Below are 18665 nucleotides of genomic sequence, written 5' to 3' on the forward strand. Positions count from 1 at the left end.
TTGCGACGAATTTGGCGGCAGCAAATGCTCTGAGTCAACGCTGTCACCCCACGATATGGGGATTTTCGCCGACTTATCCACAAAATATTGCGTATCCTTGGTGCCGCACGACTGTCAGGGCCGCATTTCCACACCCAAACGGCGCAATCGCGCTTGACCCTCACCGCCCGGCCCGCGCAAATACACTCCGTTACGAACAGGAGCACGCGCATGCCCGCAAAAACCCCCGCGACCATCGTCACCGGCTTTCTTGGTGCCGGCAAAACCACGCTTATCCGCCACATGCTGGAAAACGCCGACGGGCGGCGCATCGCGCTGATCATCAACGAGTTTGGCGATCTTGGTGTTGACGGTGACCTGCTCAAGGGCTGTGGTGACGAAACCTGCACCGAAGACGACATCATGGAGCTTTCCAACGGCTGCATCTGCTGCACAGTGGCCGAAGATTTCATCCCGACGATGGAAGCTCTGCTCGAGCGTGAAAATGCCCCCGACCATATCGTCATTGAAACCTCCGGCCTGGCCCTGCCGCAGCCGTTGGTCCGCGCCTTCAACTGGCCCGGCATCTCGACCAAGGTCACGGTCGACGGCGTTGTCACCGTGGTCGACGGCAAAGCGGTGCACGAAGGCCTCTTTGCTTCGAATCTCGCCGCCATCGAGGCCCAGCGCAAAGCCGACGAAAACCTTGACCACGAAACCCCGCTTTCAGAACTGTTCGAGGATCAACTCGCCTGCGCCGACATGATCGTCGTGAACAAGTCCGACCTGCTCAGTAATGACGAACTCACCAATACCACCACCGGCATCAAGTCCGGCGCCCGCGACGGCGTGCAGGTGGTCCAATCAACCATGGGCGCCCTGCCCGTGGATGTGCTTTTGGGCCAAGGCATCGGCGCCGAGGCCGACCTCGACGCCCGTCACGAGGTCCACCACCATCACCACGATCACGACGACGATCATCATCACGATGACGACCATGATCATCACCACCATCACGATCATGACCACGACGATTTCGAAAGCTTCGTCTTGACCCGTCCCGAAATCACCGACGCCACCGGTTTCGCCGAACAGATCGCCGACACGATCCGCACCCACGGCATCCTGCGCCTCAAGGGCTTTGCCGCTGTCTCGGGTAAACCGATGCGCCTCGCCATTCAGGCCGTCGGCCCGCGCGTCGACACCTATTTCGATCAACCTTTCGCGTCGGGCGACGCTCGCGAAACCCGCCTCGTAGTGATCGGTCAAGCCGGTCTCGATCGCGCCGCCATCGAAAAGGCCCTGATCGCATGATCATCGTCGAAGCCTCCGACCCGCTCGCCCCCGGGCCGCGTACCCTGCTCGAGGCCTCCCATGCTCTGATGGAATCGCTCTACGCAGCCGAGGACAATCACTTCCTCGACCTCAACGAACTCAAAGCGCCCAACATCCATTTCTTCGCCGCGCGCAACGGGTCAGAGACCCTCGGCACCGGCGCTCTGGCGGCGATGGACGGCTATGGCGAGGTCAAGTCCATGTTCACCTCTCCTGCCGCACGCGGGAAAGGCACCGCCGCCGCCATCCTGCGTCAGATCGAGGACACCGCCCGCGAGCTCGACCTGCCGCTGCTGCGCCTCGAAACCGGCACCGGACTCGATGCGGCCCATCGCCTCTATGCCAAGCACGGTTTTGAGCTTCGCGGCCCCTTCGGCGACTATCCGGACAGCCCCAATTCGATTTTCATGGAAAAGCCGCTGGACTGATCCCTTTGCTTCACCTTTCCCCAAATTTTCAATCATCGCCCACCGCGCGGCAACGGAGTTCCGAATAAATGCACCTCCTCGCCGCCACCCCCGGCACCATCGATGATGGCAAGGAACCGGTCGATCTGGGCCAGACCCCGGCGGACGTTGTGTTCATCTCTGCCGCCGACACTGAACTGGCCGCCCTGTCCGGGGCCCGCTCGGAAATGTCCGCGCCCCCATCTCTGCGGCTGGCCAACCTGACCCACCTCGCCCATCCGATGTCGATCGACCTGCATCTCGACAACACAGCAACCAAGTCACGCCTGGTCATTGCCCGTGTCCTTGGTGGCGTCGGCTATTGGAAATACGGAGCCGAACAATTCGCCGCCCGCTGTCATGAGGCGGGCGTGCCTCTCGTCCTCCTGCCCGGTGACGACAAACCCGATGACGAGCTGCGAGGCCTCTCCACCGTATTGAACGCGGATTACGACGCGCTCTGGGCCTATCTCGTCGAAGGCGGGCCCGAAAATGCCACCAACTTCCTCACCTACGCCCGCGCGATGCTGGATGGCAGCGAAAAGCCAGCAACCGCAGCCCCTCTCCTGCGGGCCGGGGTTTACTGGCCCGGTGCGGGCATCGCCGATCTGTCTGCCGCGCAAGCGGCCTGGACAGATGACGCCCCCATTGTCCCGGTGGTCTTCTACCGTGCGCTTGTGCAAGGCGCGGGCTTGAACCCGATCAATCGCCTGACCCGCTCGCTTTTACGTCAGGGCCTCAACCCGCTCCCCATATTCGTGGCCTCGCTCAAGGACCCAGTCTCAACCGCCACGCTTGAAGCTCTCTTCGCTTCGGCCCCGCCCAGCGTGATCCTCAACGCCACGTCCTTCGCCGTCGGCTCACCCCATGCCGGGGACAACAGCCCATCGAACCCGCTCACCATGGGCGCTGCCAACGCTGCACCGGTCTTCCAGCTCGTGCTCGCAGGCTCGACCGAGGAAGCATGGTCCACCGGCCTCACTGGCCTCTCGGCCCGCGACATCGCAATGAACGTCGCCCTGCCCGAGGTCGACGGCCGCGTTCTGACCCGCGCGATCAGCTTCAAGGGCGAGGCCTTCTTTGACGAAGCCACCGAATGCCCCATCGCCACCTACCGCGCACAGGGCGACAGGATCGATTTCGTCGCTCGCCTCACCGCCAACTGGTGCAAACTGCGCCACACCCCGGCCTCGGGTCGCAAAGTGGCCTTGGTCCTTGCCAACTACCCCAACAAAGACGGCCGCCTCGCAAATGGCGTCGGCCTCGATACCCCCGCAGCCACGGTCCATGCTCTTACCCTGCTGGAAAACGACGGCTACACCGTCACCAATCCGCCTATCGACAGCGACGCCTTGATGCAGGCCATCCTTGCAGGGCCGACCAACTGGCTCACCGACCGCACAAGCCGCCAGGGCGGTGTCCAGATGTCGATGGCCGACTACCAGATCGACTATGGCCAACTGCCCTGGTCCCTCCGCGAAGCCATTGAAGAGCGTTGGGGCAAACCCGAAGAGGACCCATTCTTCACCCGGGGCGCGGTCGATTGTGGTCATTTCTCGCTGTCAGTTCTGCAATTCGGCAATGTGGTGGTCGGCATCCAACCCGCACGCGGCTACAACATCGACCCAATGGACACCTATCACTCCCCCGACCTGGTGCCGCCGCACAACTACCTTGCCTTCTATTTCTGGCTGCGGCACCAACACCGCACCCACGCCATCGTGCACATGGGCAAACACGGCAATCTCGAATGGCTTCCGGGCAAGGCCTTGGCTCTGTCGGAAACCTGCTGGCCCGAAGCCGTCTTCGGCCCTACACCGCATGTCTACCCCTTCATCGTAAACGATCCCGGCGAAGGCACCCAGGCCAAGCGCCGCGCGCAGGCAGTGATCATCGACCACCTGACCCCGCCCTTGACCCGCGCCGAAACCTACGGCCCCATGCGCGACCTCGAGGCGCTGGTGGACGAGTATTACGAAGCCGCCGGTGTCGATCCCCGGCGTATCGACCACCTGCGTCGCGAAATCCTTTCGCTCAGCTCGGTCACCGGGTTGGATGCCGATGTCGGCATGACCGGTGAAAACGAGGAAACCGACCTCGCCAAGCTCGACGCCTATCTCTGCGAACTGAAAGAGGCCCAGATTCGCGACGGTCTCCACATTTTCGGCCAATCCCCCGCCGGCCAGCAAGAAACCGATCTGCTGATCGCCCTCACTCGCATCCCACGCGGCGACGGCGCGGATGCCGACGCCTCTCTCATCCGGGCGCTGGTTGCGGACCTCCATCTCGATTTCGACCCACTCGATGCCGACATGGCGGCCCGGTGGACAGGGCCCCGCCCCGATGCTCTGGCCGACCAGCCCGGCACCTGGCGCAGCACCGGCGACACGATCGAGCGGCTCGAGATCTTGGCGACAGCACTGGTGACCGGCGAGACGCCACCGCCAGGGGAGCAGAGTCGCACCGTTCTCTCGGCAATCGAAACCACCATCCGCCCCACCCTGCGTTCCTGTGGCCCAATGGAAGGCACGGGCCTACTCAGCGCCCTCAAGGGGCACTTTGTCGCCCCGGCGCCATCCGGCGCCCCCACACGTGGACGGCTCGACACACTTCCAACCGGGCGCAACTTCTTCTCGGTCGACAGCCGCGCCGTGCCAACACCCACCGCCTGGACCCTGGGCTGGAAATCCGCCAGCCTACTGATCGAGAAACATCTGCAAACCCATGGCGACTGGCCGCGCTCCATGCTGCTCACCGCCTGGGGCACCGCCAACATGCGCACCGGCGGCGACGACATCGCACAGGCCCTGGCTCTGATGGGGGTGAAACCCAAGTGGGACGCCGCCAACCGCAGGGTTACAGGGTTCGAGATCATCCCCGCCACCGCCCTAGGCCGCCCGCGCGTTGACGTGACCTTGCGCATCTCAGGCTTCTTCCGCGATGCCTTCCCGCAGCTCATCGCGCTTTTCGACAGCGCCGCCCGCGCCGTGCAGGCACTTGATGAACCCGCCGACATCAACCCCGCTGCCGCCCGCGCCCGTGACACCGGCCCAACTGCCCGCATCTTCGGTTCCAAACCCGGGGCCTATGGCGCAGGCCTTCAGGCAATGATCGACGAGCGGCTCTGGGCCGACAAATCTGATCTGGCCGAGGCTTATCTCGAATGGGGCTCCTACGCCTATGGCGCAGCGCAAGAAGGCACCCGTGACCGCACAGGATTCGAAACCCGCCTGCGCGAGACCGACGCCATCGTCCAGAATCAGGACAACCGCGAGCACGATATCCTCGACAGCGACGACTATTACCAGTTCGAAGGTGGCGCGGCGGCAGCGGTATCAACCCTCCAGGGACAGGATCGCCCGATCTACCACAATGACCATTCCCGCCCCGAGCGCCCCCTGATCCGCACGCTGGACGACGAAATCGCCCGCGTTGTCCGCTCGCGCGTGGTCAACCCGAAATGGATCGAAGGCATCAAACGCCATGGCTACAAGGGAGCTTTCGAAATCGCCGCCTCGGTCGACTACCTTTTCGCCTTCGCTGCCACCACCGGGGCCGTCAAGAACCACCATTTCGACCTGGTCGAAGCCGCGTTTCTCGAAGACGATGACACCCGTGCTTTCATTGAAGAGCACAATGAACCCGCGCTCAGGGAAATCGCCCAACGCTTGCAGGAAGCCATCGACCGCGGTCTCTGGACCCCGCGGTCAAACTCGGCTGCTGCGCGCGTCGCAGGGATAATAGAATGACGCGCGTTCTTTTCATTTGCGGCAAAGCCCGCAAACGCAGTCCCACAGCCGTTGAATGCGCCCGCAACTGGCCCGCACTAACCGCTGATTGTGCCGGGCTCAGCCATGACGCCGACGAACCCCTGACTCAGGAACAGATCTATTGGGCCGACCTTCTCGTCGTTATGGAAAAGCGTCAGAAACGCAGGCTCAGCTCGCGCTTTGGCGCGCCGAAACCAGGGCAACGAATTCTATCCTTCGAGATTCCAGATCGATTTGAGTTCATGGATGGCGAGTTGGTGGATATTCTCATATCCCGCCTGACGCATCACTTCGGACCGCCGGAAAACCGGCCAATCTGACCCGATCTATGTTCGCAAACTCATCAGACGACCACCCCACGAGACAATGGGCCGGGCAATGGCGCAGCCGAGCGTCGTCCCGCCGTCATCAATCTCCGAGCTTGGCGTGAATTTCGTCCAGATCGATCTCGCCGATCGGCATCTTGTTCGACGGATCCTCGAAATCGTATTTGAACAGGTCGAAATCGCGTTTGAATATCTCGTAGATCAGATGCATCGACATGTCGTCGAAATAGTCCTCGACCGGATGCGCCCGCTTTGGCCCATGGCCTTCGCTTTCGTTGAAGCGCGGAATCGCCCCCAGATCAACGGTCTGCGGGGTCTCGATCGCGTCCAGAACCTCTTGCATCCCGTCATTGAACTGCTCGGTCCAGAAGATCTTGTCATAGCGCCCGCCGTTGACGATGAAGGTGCTGACATGGCCACTCATCGCACTCCAATGGATATCCGGGTCCATCGGTCGGCGCCAACGGATGGTATCGCGGGCAAACAGCAGGAACCGGCGAAACGATTTGATCTGGTCAAACTCGAAGCCGGATTCCGGGTCGCCCACCTCGATCCCGTATTTTTGAATAAGCAGTGGCACCAGGTTGCCGCGATAACGTTTACCATTGCGCTGGATACCACAGATCTTGTCAAAGAATGACGACAGGATGCGCGTATAGGGGTTGCGCACACAGCTAAACGCATAGGACCCGTGGGTCTTTACATTGGCGTTGATCAGCGGCTGGCTGCGCTCATGCGCCCATTTGTGCAGCCCGTGATCGGCATCGTGAATGTCACCGTCATAGAACTCGCCGTGATCGGAGAAGAACATGATCTGTCCGATTGTGGAACAGGCGCATTTCGGCACCACACGGTAAACGACACTTTCGCTTTCCGTCATCCAGGTTCCGGGAAACCCCATGACTGCTCTGCCTCCAAATGAAACGTGTTTTTTGTCTTTCCTGCCTTATAGCAATTGACAAAAACCTAAACAAACCCTGTTTCGCTGATCGAACCTGCCTGTGTCCCAGCCGCCGCGTCTGCCGTTTCCCGTGTGCGGCTTCAACCCGACGTGCGGATACAATTTCCGCAAGAAAGCTGGTTTATTCAGGCGGCATTCATCATTATCAAGGTAAACAATTCGGGGCAGCAGGAGCAGATTGGTCACAATATGGCAAAAATTGCCTTCATATTGCTGTGCCACAAGGATCCCGAGGCCATCATCAAACAGGCCGAGCGGCTCACGGCCGTGGGCGACTACATGTCGATCCACTTTGATGCACGGGCAAAACCCGAGTTTTACCAACAGATTCGCGACGCGCTGGACGGCAACCCCAACGTGACCTTCGCCAAGAAGCGGATCAAATGCGGATGGGGGGAATGGAGCTTGGTTCAGGCCACCCTGAACGCTGTCGAGGCGGCGGTCGAGGCCTTTCCGCGCGCGACCCACTTCTACATGCTTTCGGGTGATTGCATGGCAATCAAGTCGGCTGAATACGCCCATGACTTCCTTGACCGCAACGACGTCGATTACGTCGAAAGCTTTGATTTCTTTGAAAGCGACTGGATCAAAACCGGCTGGAAAGAAGAGCGACTGATCTATCGCCATTGGCTCAACGAACGCACGCAGAAACGCCGTTTCTACGCGATGTTTAACCTGCAGAAGCGCTTTGGCTTGACCCGCAAAATCCCCGAAGACATCCAGGTCATGATCGGTTCGCAATGGTGGTGTCTGCGCCGCCGTACAATCGAATGGATCATCGATTTCACCAAGCGGCGCAAGGACGTAATGCGCTTCTTCCGTACCACCTGGATTCCGGACGAGACCTTCTTTCAGACCCTGGTACGTCACCTCGTGCCCGAGCATGAAATCCGCTCCCGCACCCTGACCTTCCTGATGTTCACCGACTATGGCATGCCGGTGACCTTCTACAACGACCACTACGACCTTCTCCTGAGCCAGGATTTCCTCTTTGCCCGCAAGATCAGCGCCGAAGCCCAGGAACTCAAACGCCGCCTCGGTCTGCTCTACGCGACCCGCGGCTGGGATTTCAAAATCTCCAACGAGGGCCGGTCCTTGTTCAAATTCCTAACCGGACGCGGCCGCATTGGTCGCCGCTTTGCCACCCGGTTTTGGGAAACCGAAAGCACGCTGGGTCGCGAACGCGAGTTGCTGATCGTTGTTTGCAAGAAATGGCACGTCGCCAAGCGCTTGGTCGACCGCATCCGCCAGATGACCAACATCCCCTGCATCGAATATCTCTTCAATGAAGAAGGCTGCCAGCTGCCCGATCTCGGCGGCATTCAGTCAACGATGGGCAAACGCCACCGCCATCGCCGAGCACTGATGCGGATGCTATTCGATTACTACGATACCGACCGTCTGGTCATCTGCATGGACCCGTCGAATCTCGACCTCTTGGAAGATTTCACTGGCGACCGTTCAGTTACCCGGCTCTTGGAGGTCGAGACCAGCTTTTCCGACGAATACCTTATCGGCCACGCCATGCGCGTTGGCCTCGCGGGCGAGAAAACCCCACAAGAAACGCTCGACCGCCTGCTGCCCACGATCCGCGGCGACATGCAGTTCGAAAGCGACCAGATCCGCGATTCAGGGTTCTACAACCACTACCGCATTCGCGAACCCGACAACCCCGAGATGAACGCAGAAGCGCTGCAGAACTTCCTTAGCATCGGCCATGACAAGGCGGTCGACCTGGCCTCGACCCACTACCTCTATTCCGACTGACCCTTTTGCGCAGGAAACGGATCGCCACAGCGCGACCCGCCGGGCCATGATTGGCCCCGCAACCAACGCGCGAGACCCGCCATGTCTATCCGTTTTCTACCCATACCGACCGAAACTGCCACCGCTTACCGCAACGGCGCACCAGATGCATACGGCAACCCACCCGAGCGCATGACGTCGAAAGGCACCGGTAATCCGTGCCGCCATTGCCTCGATTTCATTCCAGACGGGGCCGAAATGCTGGTCGTCGCGTATTCCCCCTTCGGAGCGCGCCAGCCTTATGCCGAAACCGGCCCGATCTTCCTGTGTGCCGATGATTGCGCAACCTACGACCCACATCGTGGCGTACCGGCGATTTTCGACGGCAACACCATGCTGATCCGCGCCTACAGCAGGGACGAACGGATCCTCTACGGCACTGGCGAAGTCGTTGCACCCGACGCCTTCACCAACGAGATAGCCGCCCGCCTTGCCCGCGACGATGTCGCCTTCGTTCACGTCCGCTCGTCCACCAACAACTGCTTTCAGGCCCGCGTCGAACGCTCGGATTGAGCTTTCGAGCGGTCTTGCCCCCGCGCTCCAGATCGCCCATATTCGCGCACAGGACTCCACGCAGCCAAGGACGCATGACCATGACCACCACAGCCCCCGAGACCAAGATCGTCGACAGCTACCGCGTGTCCTGTGACGGCGGCGAAGGGGCGCTTGGCCACCCGCGCGTCTGGCTGCAAATCCCCAACGAACACGGCTGGGTCGAATGTCCCTATTGCGATTGCAAGCTGGTGCACAAGGACTTCGAGGGCAAGGTCTGATTCCACCGACCGCACCTACCGGATCGACAATACGGCGAAACATATGACCGGCAGCACCCGATACCGCGTGACCGGCATGGATTGCCCTTCCTGCGCGGCCAAGATCGACAAGGCAGTGCGCAGCGTCGGTGTGCCCGATCCATCGATCTCGACCGCATCGCAGCTGATCACGCTGCCAATTGCCGCTGACGACGCACGCATTGCCGCGGTGAAACAGGCCGTGACAGAGGCCGGATACCACCTGACACTGCTACCCGAGGGCGATGGCGACCGGGTCATCGGCACACAGCACCACATCACACCCGGTTATCGCCGCGCGCTTTGGATCGTCGTTCTGCTGAACGTCGGTTACGGCGTGATCGAGATGATCGGCGGGTTCCTGTCCGGGTCACAGGCTCTCAAGGCAGACGCCCTGGACTTCGTTGGCGACGGGTTGATCACCTTTCTTGGCATCCTCGCCATCGGTTGGAGCCTGCTCTGGCGGGCACGTTCGGCATTGATCCAGGGACTATTCCTTGGGGCGCTCGGCGTTGCGGTTTTTGGCGCCACAATATGGCGCGTGTTTTCACAAACCCCGGTCGAGGCCGGCATGATGGGCGGGTTTGCCTTGGTCGCGCTGGTCGTCAACGTCGCCGCCGCGCTGGTACTGATTCCGCACCGCGCGGGTGATGCCAATGTCCGCGCCGTTTGGCTATTCTCCAGAAATGACGCCATCGGCAATGTCGCCGTTGTGGTCGCCGCATTTCTCGTGGGCTGGACCGGCAGCGCCTGGCCGGACCTGATCGTTGCTTTTGCCATTGCCGGGTTGTTCCTGCACGCATCCTGGATCATCGTCCGTGACGCCCGCCGCGATATGGCGGCCCCCTGATCTGGCAAACACCACCCCTCGCACGATCCCCCTAGCCCCGAACGCGCCCTTGTGCGACACAAGACCCACGCAAGCCCGGGAGAACACCAAATGGCATTCGGCAAAGGCCACCACCTGCACCTTATCGACGGCTCGGCCTTCATCTTCCGGGCGTACCACGCCCTGCCGCCTTTGACGCGAAAGTCCGACGGTCTGCCAATCGGTGCTGTGTCGGGCTTCTGCAACATGCTTCAGAAATATGTCGAGGACGCCTCCGGCGCCGATGCTCCCACTCATGCCGCAGTGATCTTCGACTACTCCGGCAAGAGCTTCCGCAACGAAATCTATGACCAGTACAAGGCCAACCGCCCGCCCGCGCCCGAGGACCTCGTGCCACAATTCCCTCTGACCCGCGACGCCACCCGTGCCTTTAACGTCGCCTGCCACGAAATCGAAGGCTTCGAAGCCGACGACATCATCGCCACCCTCGCCGTGCAGGGCCGCGAAGCCGGTGGCCGCGTCACCATTATCTCGTCTGACAAGGACCTGATGCAACTTGTTGGCGGTGGGGTCGAAATGCTCGATGCCATGAAAAACCGCCGCATCGACCGCGACGGCGTGGTTGAAAAATTCGGCGTCCTCCCGGAACGGGTGGTCGATGTTCAGGCCCTGGCCGGTGATAGCGTCGACAACGTCCCCGGTGCGCCGGGCATCGGCATCAAGACCGCCGCTTTACTGATCAACGAATATGGTGATCTGGAAACCCTGCTGGAACGTGCCGGCGAAATCAAACAACCCAAACGCCGCGAAACCCTGATCGACAAGGCTGATCAGATCCGCATGTCCCGTGACCTTGTCCAACTCAAAGAAGACATGGACCTGCCGTTCTCTCTCGACGACCTCGAGGTACAGGACCCGGACCCCGAGGTCCTGTTGCCCTTCCTTGCCGAGATGGAGTTTCGCACCCTTTCCAAACGCATCGCCGACAAGATGGGTGTCGAGGCCCCAATCATGCCCGAAACACCCGCGTCAGTAGGCGGAGAGGCTGCCGATACCCCCGACCTCCCGCCCATCGACCCGGAAAAATACGAACACGTTTCCGACGCCAAGTCGCTGCAGCGCTGGATCGATCTCGCCCATAAACGCGGCTACATCGCAGTTGATACGGAAACCACCTCGCTTGACGAAATGCAGGCTGAACTGGTCGGCATTTCCCTCTGCGTCGAGCCCGGCGATGCCTGCTATATCCCGCTCATTCACAAGGACGGCGCCTCTGACGATCTCTTCGGTTCCGACAAACTGGCCGATGGCCAGATGTCTCCGGACGAGGCGCTGACCATGCTCAAACCCATCTTCGAGGACCCCGCGATCCTCAAGATCGGCCAGAACATGAAATACGACGCCAAGATTTTCGCCCGCAATGGCGTCAACATCACCCCCATCGACGACACGATGCTGATGTCCTACGCGCTGTTTTCCGGCATCCACAATCACGGGATGGACGCGCTTTCGGATCGCTACCTCAACCACACCCCGATCCCGATCAAATCGCTTCTGGGCACCGGAAAATCCGCCATCACCTTCGATCGTGTTCCGGTAGACGAGGCGGTGAAGTATGCCGCCGAAGACGCCGATATCACCCTGCGCCTGTGGCAGATTTTCAAACCGCAACTGCATCAGGCCAAGGTCACCACCGTCTACGAAACCCTCGAACGCCCTCTTGTCCCGGTGCTCGCCCAGATGGAGATGAGCGGCATTACCGTCGACCGCGACACGCTCAGCCGCATGTCCAACGCCTTTGCCCAGAAAATGGCCGGACTCGAGGCAGAAATTCACGAACTTGCGGGCCGCAGCTTCAACGTCGGCTCCCCCAAACAGTTGGGTGAAATCCTATTCGACGAGATGGCTCTGGAAGGCGGCAAGAAGGGCAAGACCGGCGCCTATGCCACCGGTGCCGACGTTCTCGAAGACCTCGCCTCCGAGGGTCACGACCTGCCCGCCCGCGTCCTCGACTGGCGGCAGCTCTCTAAACTCAAATCCACTTATACCGACGCTCTGCAAGACCACATCAACCCGGAAACCGGCCGCGTCCACACATCTTACGTGCAAACCGGCGCCTCCACTGGGCGGCTCGCCTCAACCGACCCCAACCTGCAGAACATCCCCGTACGTACCGAGGAGGGCCGCCGCATCCGCGAAGCCTTTGTCGCGCCAAAGGGCAAGACTCTGGTGTCCCTCGATTACTCCCAGATCGAACTCAGAATCCTTGCCCATGTCGCCGGCATCGACACGATGAAACAGGCGTTCCGCGACGGCCTCGATATCCACGCCATGACCGCGTCTGAAATGTTCGACGTACCCCTGGACGAGATGACCCCCGACATCCGCCGCCGGGCCAAAGCAATCAATTTCGGGGTGATTTACGGTATCTCGGGCTTCGGCCTGGGGCGCAACTTGCGTATCCCGCGAAGCGAGGCTCAGGCCTTTATCGACGCCTATTTCGAGCGTTATCCAGGCATCCGCGCCTATATGGACGAAACCGTTGCCTTCGCCAAGGAACACGGCCACGTCCAGACCCTCTTTGGCCGCAAGATCCACACACCCGAAATCGCCGCCAAGGGCCCCCGTGCGGGTTTTGCCCGCCGCGCCGCGATCAACGCCCCGATCCAGGGCACAGCCGCCGACGTGATCCGCCGTGCCATGATCCGCATGCCCGACGCCATCGCCGACCTGCCGGCCAAGATGCTGCTGCAGGTTCACGATGAACTGCTGTTCGAAGTCGAGGACGGCGCGACCGATCAATTGATCGAGACAGCCCGCCAGATTATGGAAGGCGCGGCACACCCGGCTGTGCATATCGACGTGCCCTTGATCGTCGATGCCGGGACAGGAACGAACTGGGCAGAGGCGCATTGAACATCGTGTTCTGACCTTTGGGACGTCTTCCTTGCACCGCGTCCTTTCTAGCTCGGTCGCCCTTGCCGCTCGCGGAAGGAATGGTGGGGTATGAAATCTCGCATCGGCCGGGGCGACCGCGATCTCATCTTTAGATCGCACACCTAGCATTCCGGAACATGACCGGAATTCGAAGGGTGCACCTGATAACATCTTCTTGGCCTCAGCCCGTCCGAAATTTCCTGCGGAACCGCTTCATGATCAAACGTATTCTTGCCGTCGATGACTCGCGCACAATGCGCGCCATGACTTCCGTGGCGCTTAAAGCGGTCGGAATCGCCGTCGAACTGTTCTAGTTGCGTGCACACCGCCACCATTCAGCGCGCAATTGACAATAACCATAATCGGTTGACCGAGTATGGCGGGGTACGAACTGCGCGACAAAACCCGCAATGGCTTGCGCCGGAACCAACCGATATGCGACGTGTTGGCGAAACCGAACCGCAAAAGGACGGCCATGGAATTCGAATGGATTGCCATCGCGCTGGGTGACGTCGCCTGGATCACCCTGGCCTTTATCCTTGGCCTGTTGGCAAGCCAGGTCGGCTTGCCACCACTGGTCGGCTTTCTGGTGACCGGGTTCGTGTTGGGCTATCTCGGAACAACCGGCGGCGACGTGTTGAACAAGCTTGCCGACCTTGGCATCACCATCCTGCTGTTTACCGTCGGCTTGAAACTCGACCTGCGCGCGCTGATCCGACCGCAGGTCTGGGCCGTAACCCTGCTGCATTCCACGATCACCACCGTAGTTGCCGGTCTTCTCGTCTTCTGGCTTGCGGTGCTTGGGTTACCGTTCTTTGCCGGGCTTGACCTTGGTCCGGCCCTGGTGATCGGCTTTGCACTCAGCTTTTCCAGCACTGTCTTTGCCGTGAGTTCGCTTGAGACGTCGGGCGAAATGAAATCCCTACACGGCAGCATCGCAATCGGCATCCTGATCATGCAGGACCTTGCCGCCGTCGCCTTTTTGGCCGCTTCAACCGGCAAACTACCCGCAATCTGGTCACCGGCCCTGTTCGCGCTGGTGTTCCTGCGTCCTTTGTTGATCCGCCTGCTGTTGCGCGTTGGCCATGGCGAATTGATGATCCTCTACGGATTGGTTCTTGCCCTCGGCGGGGCCGAACTGTTTGAACTGGCCGGGATCAAGGGCGATCTTGGCGCATTGGTTCTCGGCGTGCTGGTCGCCGGCCATCGACGATCTGATGAGCTTGCCAAGTCGATGTTCGGTTTCAAGGATCTGTTCCTGGTTGGGTTTTTCCTGTCCATAGGACTTGTCGGTGAACTTACGTGGCAGGCGCTGCTGGTCGGGCTTGCCCTGGTACCACTGGTCCTGGGGAAAAGCGCACTGTTCCTGGCATTGATGACCCGCTTCCATCTGCGCGCCCGCACGTCTCTTCTAGCCTCCCTGAACCTGAGCAACTTTAGCGAGTTCGGCCTGATCGTCACCGCCATTGGGGTGGCCAACGGTTGGCTTGGTCCGGAATGGCTGGTCGTGCTGGCGGTGGCGCTGTCGGTGTCCTTCATCATTGCCGCCCCGCTGGTGGCCGCTGATGACTGGCTCTATGGTCGTTACCGGCCGGTGTGGACCCGACTCCAACGCGAGCCGCGCCTTCCCGATGACGACTATCTCGACACTCAGGCGGCCACGATTGCGGTCTTTGGCATGGGCCGGGTCGGAACCGGTGCATACGACACGATGCGCGAACATTTCGGTGAAACCGTGATCGGAGTCGATTTCAACCACAACGGCGTGTGTAGGCACCGCGATGCCGGGCGCAACGTGCTGCATGGCGACCCCAGCGATGCGGATTTCTGGGAAAAGGTGGATGCCGACCACCGGATCGAACTCGTCATGTTGGCTCTGCCGACCCTGATCGCCAACCTCGACGCGCTGGCGCAATTGCGCCGGGTCGGGTTCCAGGGGAAGGTCACGGCCACGGCCCGTCATCCGGGCGAAGAAAAGAAATTGGCCGAGTGCGGCGCGACAGCGGTGTTCAACATCTACAAAGAGGCCGGTGCCGGATTCGCTGAACATACGATGGCCATGGCGGAGAGCTGACGCTTACCCGCTGGCCACAGGTTCAATCCTCTTCAAACGGATCCCACTCGTCCTCGACCTCCTGCAAGGCCTCGGCCTGTGCCTCGGCCGCCAGATCGGCGGCGGAACGGATGTCAATGATCCTGGCTTTGGGAAATGCGTCGAACACCTCTTTCACCATCGGATGTTCCCGCGCCTCGGCCTCCAGCGCATTCCGCGCGGCATTGCGCACTTCCACAACCGATGGCGCGCCGCCTTCGCTGACAACGGATACCGCCCAGCGGTTCCCGGTCCACGCCTGCAAGCGTGACCCAAGCCTCTGGGCCAGATCGCCCGGCGCATCCGGCGACGGCTGGAAGGTGATCCGTCCCGGCTGGTAATTGACAAGCCGCAGATCGGACTCCACATCCATCAGCAGCTTGCCGTCCCGATTGGCCCGGATCAGCTCAATCACATGTTCGAAGGTGGGAAACCGCGCCAGTGCCTGATCGGCCACTTCGGCCAATGCCATAGCCGGCCCGCCATTACCGCCACCCGTTCCGCCCGCAGCAGCACCAGAATGCGCACTCACTCCCCCGGATGCCCCCGAATAGGCCCCTCCGCCACCGCCCGATGGCGGCATCGGCGGCGGGGTCTGATCCTTGATCTTGCGCACCAACTCTTCCGGAGTCGGCAGATCCGCCACATGGGTCAACCGGATGATCGCCATCTCGGCTGCCATCATCGCGTTGGGCGCCTGCCCGACCTCGTCCAGCGCCTTCAACAGCATCTGCCACATCCGCGCCAACACCCGCATCGGCAATCCCTCGGCCATCGCCTGTCCACGGGCGCGCTCATCGGGGGAAATCGTCGGGTCCTCAGCCGCATCCGGGGTGATTTTCACCACGCTTACCCAATGGGTGATCTCGGCCAGATCGCGCAGAACCGCCAGCGGGTCCGCCCCATCGGCGTATTGCGCGCTCAGCTCACTCAAGGCGCCCGCCGCATCACCCCGCATGATCATATCGAACAAGTCCAGCACCCGGCCACGATCCGCCAGCCCCAGCATGGCACGCACTTGGTCCGCCGTGGTCTCTCCGGCCCCGTGCGAAATCGCCTGATCCAGAAGCGAGGTCGCGTCCCGTGCCGAGCCTTCTGCCGCCCGCGTGATCAAGGCCAGCGCATCCTCGGCAATCTGCGCCCCTTCCGAATCGGCGATCCGCCGCAACATGCCGATCTGGTCTTCCGGCTCAATCCGTCGCAAATCGAACCGCTGACAGCGTGACAGAACCGTCACCGGCACCTTGCGGATTTCCGTAGTCGCAAAGATGAACTTCACATGTTCGGGGGGTTCTTCAAGTGTCTTGAGCAGCGCGTTGAACGCGCTGGTCGACAGCATGTGAACCTCGTCGATGATGTAAATCTTGTAGCGTGCCGAAGCCGCCCGGTAATGCACGCTTTCAATGATCTCTCGGATGTCGCCCACCCCGGTGCGCGAGGCCGCATCCATCTCCATCACATCGACATGGCGGCCTTCCATGATCGCGACGCAGTGTTCACATTCACCGCAGGGTTCCGTCGTCGGTCCACCGGTGCCATCCGGCCCGATACAGTTTATCCCCTTGGCAATGATCCGCGCGGTCGTCGTTTTACCTGTACCGCGAATGCCGGTCATGATGAACGCTTGGGCAATCCGGTCCGCCTTGAACGCGTTTTTCAGCGTCCGCACCATCGCCTCCTGGCCGACTAGATCGGCAAAGGTCTCGGGCCGGTATTTCCGGGCAAGAACCTGATAGGTTTTGGTTTCACTGTCGCTCATATTAGGCCTCTGTCGGATTCGGGCTTGCGTCAACGTAGAGGTGCCGTGGCGCGAGGTCTACACCAGATCGGGCGGATACAGGTGCCGCGATTTTCCAAAAGAAGGGTTTTGCAAGATGCCGGGGAATCGGTCACTCTGGCGCGGTAGCAAGTTTGGGGGAGTGAGCAATGCGGCTCAGGGGTGTGCGAAAAAGCAGAAATGTCGAAGACCGTCGCAGGTCGAGAGGTGGCAAGGCGGGTGCCGGGATCGGTGGGATCGGTCTTCTGGTAATTCTCGCCATCGGCTATTTCGCCGGGATTGATGTGACCCCTTTCCTTGATGGTCAAACGGCCGGAGGTCAGCAATCCGCACCACGCGATCTCACCCCAGAGGAGGAACGTGCGGCCGAGTTTTCCTCCAGAGTCCTCACCACCACCGAAGAGGTCTGGACGCAAACCTTTCCCAGCGCCTTCGGGCGGGACTACACCCCACCAATACTGGTGCTCTACAGTGGCATCACTCAAAGCCCCTGCGGCGGGGCCTCGGGTGCCACAGGCCCGTTCTACTGCCCGGCGGACAAGAAAGCCTATCTCGACACCGATTTCTTCGCCACCATGGCCCGTCAACTGGGCGCCAAGGGTGACTTCGCCGCCGCCTACGTGATTGCACACGAGGTTGCACACCATGTCCAGAACGAGCTTGGCATCATCCCAAAGGTCAATGCCCAACGCCAGCGCGCCAGCCAAACCGAGGCTAACGCCCTGACCGTACGGTTGGAATTGCAGGCCGATTGCCTGTCCGGCGTCTGGGCCCGCGCTGTGGGTGGCCTGCTGGAACCGGGTGACATCGAAGAGGCGCTCAATGCCGCCCGCCAGATCGGCGACGATACGCTGCAACGCAGGGCCGGTCGCGTGCCGCAACCCCATACCTTCACTCATGGCACCAGTGCCCAACGCCAGCGCTGGTTTACCACTGGCTATGACAGCGGCGATCCCAATTCGTGCGATACGTTCGGAACCAACCGGTTATGACGCGACAGGCAACACATCACGAAAAGGCGTGGAACCGTGAGTGACGGCCTGGTGATCTATGCTCTGCCCGTCGGCGGCGGCACCTTGGCCATTGCCTCGCTGCCCGGGCGCGATGGCGACTATCGTGGCGACATGGATGTGTTCCATGAATGGAAACCGGGCATCGTGTTGTCGATGACCACGGACGAAGAAATGGTTGCCGTCGGTGCCCCCAACCTCGGCTCCGACATTCAGGCCATGGCCAGCCGCTGGTGCCACCTGCCAGTCCAGGATTTCGGCGCGCCGGACACAGAGGTCAATGCCAAGTGGCCCGAAGTCAGCCGCAACGTGCGTCAGGCGCTTGCCGGTGGCGGGCGCGTGATCGTTCATTGCCGTGGCGGCTGTGGGCGTTCCGGCATGGTTGCGCTACGCCTGATGGTCGAATGCGGCGAAGACCGCTTCGATGCATTGAACCGTTTGCGGGGCCTGCGCGACTGTGCAGTCGAAACCAAGGGGCAGCTGCAATGGGCGTTGTCCGGAGAACCAGTGCCCGACGATACGACCCCATCACCCGCCTGAGATTAGCTCTCTGGACGCGCACAAGGCACGCGGGTATCCTGATGGAAAAACCGGCAACGAACATGC

The 18665-nt window shown here is 61.1% G+C and carries 14 protein-coding genes; 12 read left to right on the forward strand and 2 right to left on the reverse strand.

Annotated features, from left to right (window positions below; all coding sequences use genetic code 11):
- Positions 1-210: 210 nt before the first annotated feature.
- The 4 genes from cobW to RXV86_RS09625 all read left to right on the forward strand — a co-directional run bounded on the left by cobW (position 211) and on the right by RXV86_RS09625 (position 5850).
- Entirely contained in the window at positions 211-1293 is a 1083-nt protein-coding gene (gene cobW, locus RXV86_RS09610) for a cobalamin biosynthesis protein CobW (protein WP_316299280.1), read from the forward strand.
- Complete coding sequence (locus RXV86_RS09615) at positions 1290-1742, forward strand: GNAT family N-acetyltransferase (RefSeq protein WP_316299281.1); 453 nt, start codon at positions 1290-1292, stop codon at positions 1740-1742. The genes cobW and RXV86_RS09615 overlap by 4 nt, the downstream gene beginning before the upstream one ends.
- Before the next feature lie 68 nt (positions 1743-1810).
- Positions 1811-5509 carry a cobaltochelatase subunit CobN gene (gene cobN, locus RXV86_RS09620; RefSeq protein ID WP_316299282.1) on the forward strand — a complete coding sequence of 1233 codons (3699 nt, stop codon included), beginning with the start codon at positions 1811-1813 and terminating at the stop codon, positions 5507-5509.
- Positions 5506-5850 carry a phosphotyrosine protein phosphatase gene (locus tag RXV86_RS09625; RefSeq protein ID WP_316299283.1) on the forward strand — a complete coding sequence of 115 codons (345 nt, stop codon included), beginning with the start codon at positions 5506-5508 and terminating at the stop codon, positions 5848-5850. The genes cobN and RXV86_RS09625 overlap by 4 nt, the downstream gene beginning before the upstream one ends.
- 88 nt (positions 5851-5938) lie before the next feature.
- Here RXV86_RS09625 and RXV86_RS09630 read toward each other — a convergent pair whose 3' ends face one another.
- Positions 5939-6757 (reverse strand): sulfotransferase family protein, encoded by an 819-nt coding sequence (locus tag RXV86_RS09630; protein WP_316299284.1) that lies wholly within the window; start codon positions 6755-6757, stop codon positions 5939-5941.
- 249 nt (positions 6758-7006) lie between these two features.
- On the opposite strand from RXV86_RS09630, the gene RXV86_RS09635 reads away from it, so the two are divergent.
- The 6 genes from RXV86_RS09635 to RXV86_RS09660 all read left to right on the forward strand — a co-directional run bounded on the left by RXV86_RS09635 (position 7007) and on the right by RXV86_RS09660 (position 15254).
- Positions 7007-8584 carry a DUF5928 domain-containing protein gene (locus RXV86_RS09635; protein ID WP_316299285.1) on the forward strand — a complete coding sequence of 526 codons (1578 nt, stop codon included), beginning with the start codon at positions 7007-7009 and terminating at the stop codon, positions 8582-8584.
- 81 nt (positions 8585-8665) lie between these two features.
- Positions 8666-9136, forward strand: a complete 471-nt coding sequence (locus tag RXV86_RS09640; RefSeq protein ID WP_316299286.1) for a DUF1203 domain-containing protein — start codon at positions 8666-8668, stop codon at positions 9134-9136.
- Between the two features lie 80 nt (positions 9137-9216).
- Positions 9217-9396, forward strand: a complete 180-nt coding sequence (locus tag RXV86_RS09645) for a zinc-finger domain-containing protein (RefSeq protein WP_316299287.1) — start codon at positions 9217-9219, stop codon at positions 9394-9396.
- 43 nt (positions 9397-9439) lie between these two features.
- On the forward strand, positions 9440-10264 hold the full coding sequence (locus RXV86_RS09650) for a cation transporter (protein ID WP_316299288.1): 825 nt from the start codon (positions 9440-9442) through the stop codon (positions 10262-10264).
- Positions 10265-10354: 90 nt separating this feature from the next.
- Positions 10355-13159: a DNA polymerase I gene (gene polA / locus RXV86_RS09655; RefSeq protein ID WP_316299289.1), complete on the forward strand. Its 2805-nt coding sequence runs from the start codon at positions 10355-10357 to the stop codon at positions 13157-13159.
- A 496-nt stretch (positions 13160-13655) separates the two neighbouring features.
- Positions 13656-15254: a cation:proton antiporter family protein gene (locus RXV86_RS09660; protein WP_316299290.1), complete on the forward strand. Its 1599-nt coding sequence runs from the start codon at positions 13656-13658 to the stop codon at positions 15252-15254.
- Positions 15255-15276: 22 nt separating this feature from the next.
- Here the strand turns inward: RXV86_RS09660 and RXV86_RS09665 are convergent, their stop codons facing one another.
- Positions 15277-17049 (reverse strand): DNA polymerase III subunit gamma/tau, encoded by a 1773-nt coding sequence (locus RXV86_RS09665; protein WP_316300230.1) that lies wholly within the window; start codon positions 17047-17049, stop codon positions 15277-15279.
- 149 nt (positions 17050-17198) lie between these two features.
- Between RXV86_RS09665 and RXV86_RS09670 the strand changes: the two genes are divergently transcribed.
- Both RXV86_RS09670 and RXV86_RS09675 read left to right on the forward strand, forming a co-directional pair.
- Positions 17199-18041, forward strand: coding sequence for a neutral zinc metallopeptidase (locus tag RXV86_RS09670; RefSeq protein ID WP_316299291.1), 843 nt, complete (start codon positions 17199-17201; stop codon positions 18039-18041).
- Between the two features lie 36 nt (positions 18042-18077).
- Positions 18078-18599, forward strand: a complete 522-nt coding sequence (locus RXV86_RS09675; protein WP_316299292.1) for a protein-tyrosine phosphatase family protein — start codon at positions 18078-18080, stop codon at positions 18597-18599.
- Positions 18600-18665 lie beyond the last annotated feature (66 nt).

This window comes from Aliisedimentitalea sp. MJ-SS2 (assembly GCF_032586155.1).
Taxonomy (GTDB): domain Bacteria; phylum Pseudomonadota; class Alphaproteobacteria; order Rhodobacterales; family Rhodobacteraceae; genus JAWHTC01.

Bases quoted from the DNA above. Each gene is read 5' to 3' on its own strand.
- RXV86_RS09645 (WP_316299287.1), top strand. From the start codon at position 9,217: ATGACCACCACAGCCCCCGAGACCAAGATCGTCGACAGCTACCGCGTG.
- RXV86_RS09640 (WP_316299286.1), top strand. From the start codon at position 8,666: ATGTCTATCCGTTTTCTACCCATACCGACCGAAACTGCCACCGCTTAC.
- cobN (WP_316299282.1), top strand. From the start codon at position 1,811: ATGCACCTCCTCGCCGCCACCCCCGGCACCATCGATGATGGCAAGGAA.
- RXV86_RS09625 (WP_316299283.1), top strand. From the start codon at position 5,506: ATGACGCGCGTTCTTTTCATTTGCGGCAAAGCCCGCAAACGCAGTCCC.
- RXV86_RS09615 (WP_316299281.1), top strand. From the start codon at position 1,290: ATGATCATCGTCGAAGCCTCCGACCCGCTCGCCCCCGGGCCGCGTACC.
- RXV86_RS09670 (WP_316299291.1), top strand. From the start codon at position 17,199: ATGCGGCTCAGGGGTGTGCGAAAAAGCAGAAATGTCGAAGACCGTCGC.
- cobW (WP_316299280.1), top strand. From the start codon at position 211: ATGCCCGCAAAAACCCCCGCGACCATCGTCACCGGCTTTCTTGGTGCC.
- RXV86_RS09660 (WP_316299290.1), top strand. From the start codon at position 13,656: ATGGAATTCGAATGGATTGCCATCGCGCTGGGTGACGTCGCCTGGATC.
- RXV86_RS09630 (WP_316299284.1), bottom strand. From the start codon at position 6,757: ATGGGGTTTCCCGGAACCTGGATGACGGAAAGCGAAAGTGTCGTTTAC.
- RXV86_RS09650 (WP_316299288.1), top strand. From the start codon at position 9,440: ATGACCGGCAGCACCCGATACCGCGTGACCGGCATGGATTGCCCTTCC.
- polA (WP_316299289.1), top strand. From the start codon at position 10,355: ATGGCATTCGGCAAAGGCCACCACCTGCACCTTATCGACGGCTCGGCC.
- RXV86_RS09635 (WP_316299285.1), top strand. From the start codon at position 7,007: ATGGCAAAAATTGCCTTCATATTGCTGTGCCACAAGGATCCCGAGGCC.